This is a genomic window from bacterium, from assembly GCA_040756715.1.
GTDB lineage: Bacteria > UBA9089 > UBA9088 > UBA9088 > UBA9088 > JBFLYE01.
In genome coordinates, this window is the sequence record JBFLYE010000198.1 from 1 (window position 1) to 3,082 (window position 3,082).

6 protein-coding genes and 1 pseudogene are annotated in these 3,082 nt (G+C 38.4%); all 7 read left to right on the plus strand.

The annotated features are described in order from the left end of the window. Nucleotides 1-147 precede the first annotated feature (147 nt). The 7 genes and pseudogenes from AB1397_07615 to AB1397_07645 all read left to right on the plus strand — a co-directional run bounded on the left by AB1397_07615 (nt 148) and on the right by AB1397_07645 (nt 2,742). Nucleotides 148-483 carry a hypothetical protein gene (locus AB1397_07615; protein ID MEW6482840.1) on the plus strand — a complete coding sequence of 112 codons (336 nt, stop codon included), beginning with the start codon at nt 148-150 and terminating at the stop codon, nt 481-483. 247 nt (nt 484-730) lie between these two features. After that, nucleotides 731-1,087, plus strand: a pseudogene (locus AB1397_07620) (ORF6N domain-containing protein). Nucleotides 1,088-1,143: 56 nt separating this feature from the next. Further along, nucleotides 1,144-1,353, plus strand: a complete 210-nt coding sequence (locus tag AB1397_07625; GenBank protein MEW6482841.1) for a type II toxin-antitoxin system HicB family antitoxin — start codon at nt 1,144-1,146, stop codon at nt 1,351-1,353. Continuing rightward, nucleotides 1,353-1,583 (plus strand): type II toxin-antitoxin system HicA family toxin, encoded by a 231-nt coding sequence (locus tag AB1397_07630; GenBank protein MEW6482842.1) that lies wholly within the window; start codon nt 1,353-1,355, stop codon nt 1,581-1,583. The genes AB1397_07625 and AB1397_07630 overlap by 1 nt, the downstream gene beginning before the upstream one ends. A gap of 340 nt (nt 1,584-1,923) precedes the next feature. Beyond that, nucleotides 1,924-2,235 carry a hypothetical protein gene (locus tag AB1397_07635; protein ID MEW6482843.1) on the plus strand — a complete coding sequence of 104 codons (312 nt, stop codon included), beginning with the start codon at nt 1,924-1,926 and terminating at the stop codon, nt 2,233-2,235. Between the two features lie 163 nt (nt 2,236-2,398). After that, nucleotides 2,399-2,614, plus strand: a complete 216-nt coding sequence (locus AB1397_07640) for a hypothetical protein (protein ID MEW6482844.1) — start codon at nt 2,399-2,401, stop codon at nt 2,612-2,614. Continuing rightward, nucleotides 2,611-2,742, plus strand: coding sequence for a hypothetical protein (locus tag AB1397_07645; GenBank protein MEW6482845.1), 132 nt, complete (start codon nt 2,611-2,613; stop codon nt 2,740-2,742). The genes AB1397_07640 and AB1397_07645 overlap by 4 nt, the downstream gene beginning before the upstream one ends. The last annotated feature ends 340 nt before the right edge of the window (nt 2,743-3,082 follow it).

The window sequence follows — 3,082 nt, forward strand, 5'->3', positions numbered from 1 at the left end:
GCCTTTGTCCCTTTGTGCCTAGGTATATAGGACAGCTAAACAACGGCTATGGTAATTTGGTTAAGAGAGAAGCTACACACGTACTAAAATTCAAAATTTTATAAAGCGTTATGGAATTAACTATAAGTTTAAGGGGGTGAGAAAAGGATGGAATGGACAGCCACGATGATGACATTGATCGCCGGGGTTGTAACAATCATCTGGTTTATAAAAGAGGTCAAAAGGGAGAACTCAAAGGTCTTGAAGGCAATCCTGGATGTTCAAGGTGAGCAGAGCCATATCTTACGAGAGCAAAGCCATATCTTACAAGAGCAAAGCCATATCTTACAGGAGCAGAACCATATCTTACAAGAGCAAACCCATATCCTGGCAAAGATAGAAGAGGGTCAGCGCAAGGGGTTTGAGAGATTGGGAGAGATGTTGCTCAACCAAACAAAGATATTGGAAAGGATTGAGGGGAGGATACCGGCTGTTTCTGGTTAAGTTTTTGCTATAGAGAGAGGTTGTAGCCACGGATTCACACTGATTGATATTCAGTTTGGAAAAGAGAGTCTATGGTCGATGGTCCATAGATATTGCGGATATTATTACTATGGACAATATTTAATGAAAAACTTTTTAGCTTTTCTGGTTTTGGCTTCTTTGGGCTATGGGGCAGATTTCCCTGAGGCTTTATTTTTTAATTGCCAAAAGGCTGAAATTAGGATATACTTGTTTTAGAGGGTAAATAATGGGTAGTTTAGTTCCAATAGAAAGGATAGAAGACAAGATTCTTCTTGTAAGAGGATTAAAGGTTATGCTTGATAGAGACCTGGCAGAGCTTTATGGGGTAACTACTGGCAATCTAAATAAGGCTGTAAAGAGAAATTTAGGCAGATTTCCTTTGGATTTTATGTTTCAATTGACTAAGGAGGAATTTAATGACTTGATCTTCCATTTTGGAATATCAAGATGGGGTGGAACAAGGAAGCTTCCTTATGCCTTTACAGAGAATGGCGTAGCTATGTTATCATCTGTGCTTAATAGTGAAAGGGCAATTACAGAGGATGAAATATCCCTGTTATTGGCGATAATGATGGAAAGGATAACCATTGTGTCCCAGCAAAGACGATTATGATATATTATGCAAAGGAGGTGGAATAAATGGTCTACCGAGTTATCATTGAAAAAGGGGAAGATTTTGGATATGTTGTGCATTGTCCAGCAATTCCTGGTTGTCATTCTCAGGGAGAGACAATAGAGGAGGCAATAGCCAACATCAAGGATGCAATAGTAGGGTGTCTTTCTGTTTTAGGAGAAGAGGCCCTGATGCCTAAAGCCAGAGAGATTGGGGTGATGGAGGTAGCTGTATAGTGGCGGTTCTGCCTGTTATTTCTGGAAGAGAGGCAATAAAAGGGTTTGAGGAGGCAGGTTGGTGCATCGATAGGCGGGCTAAAAGTAGACACATCATAATGAAGAAAGAAGGTAGGGAAACCAGATTATCTATTCCAGAACATAAGGCATTGGACAGGGGATTGCTTAGAGCCTTAATTAGAGACGCAGGTCTTTCAGTGGGAGAATTTAATGAGTTATTAAAAAGATGAAGAAGGTTTTATGCTTTTTGGTTTTGGAACACGAATGAACACGAATAACCACGAATAGGCAGGGATGAACCACGAATGGACACGAATTTAGTGTTAATTGGTGTTTTATTAGTGTGTATTTGTGGTTTATTTAATAAATGGTATGTGTTTAGCTAATGCTTAATCTATCCTAATATGTTTAGCACGGCAACTTAGCAGAATCATCTATGCTATGTTGAAAAAGAAACAAACTTACTTAAAGAAACAAGCACAAGAAGAATTAGAAACATTTAAAAAAATTGACATAGAAGGATTAGCTAATTACTTAACTTTTTAACAAAAATGCCGATAAATAAGGTAAATGAACGAAGATTACAACAACCTTTTAGAGGAAATAAAAACCTCCTCTTGCCCAAACTGCAAGAGGCTTTTAAGAATAATTGAAGAACAGCAAAGAATAATTGAAAAACAACAAATAATGATTAAAGAATTAGAAAGGAAGGTCAAAGAACTAGAGAGAAGGCTTAATAAATATGAAAATGCCCATACTCCTCCCTCAGAGAAGAAATTCTTTGATCCCCCTTCTAATCAACCTCATAAAACACCAGGAAGACCAATAGGTCATTCAGGGACTACAAGACCTGTGCCTATTCCCAATTTTATTCTCACCTAGCTAAACACATACAAAAATTATAAATTTAAAGCCAGATACAGGGTATATTTTTCAAATAATTGCCGAGGATGAAGAAGGCCAAATCGGGACATACACGGGGCAATTTAGAACACTAGAGAATAACCTTGCCTTAAATTGCTCTGCTTCGGGAACATTTGACCAATTGCTGGCCGATAAATATGTTAAAGAGGGAAATCCCTTACAAAGGATTACTGATGGTGATTTATCCTATTTTAAGGGAATGGCACAATCCCAGGATATAACCCAAAAGGATCAATGGCTTCTTATTGACCTTGGCACAATAACAAAGGTTTCAACCATTACTGTCTATTGGCGGGCATTGGCATATAGCCAGGGTTATGCGATAGAGGGAGTATGAATGGAAAGGATTGGGCTGTTTTGGCATCTTCCCTAAATGGAGATAATGGGAGGTTTGTCCGCTCTTTAAGTGGCGACCCAATGAGGGTTATGGAATGCGGTGTGCGGAATGCAAAATTAGGTATGTAAAGCTTTTGGCAAAAAAGGGAAGCAAATTCTTCCATAAGCATATAGATTGGAACTTTATCCAAATTATGGAGGTTAAACTATTTTAATGAAAATGTTTTTTCCTTTTTTCTTGCCTATCGCCCCACCAGACAATAAAGGTTATTATTCCTGCAAATCCAACCAGCAGAAGGGCAAAGATCTGAAATGGACCAATCATTTCTCCTCCTTAATAAGGGATGAAAGAATAAGGCTACAGCATATGAGTAAGAGAAATATGAAAAGCCCGGTGAGAAAGGTAAAAAGCTCAAATTTCCCATCAATTGTTTGGCCAAGGATTACAATCGCCAGGATATATTCTGCT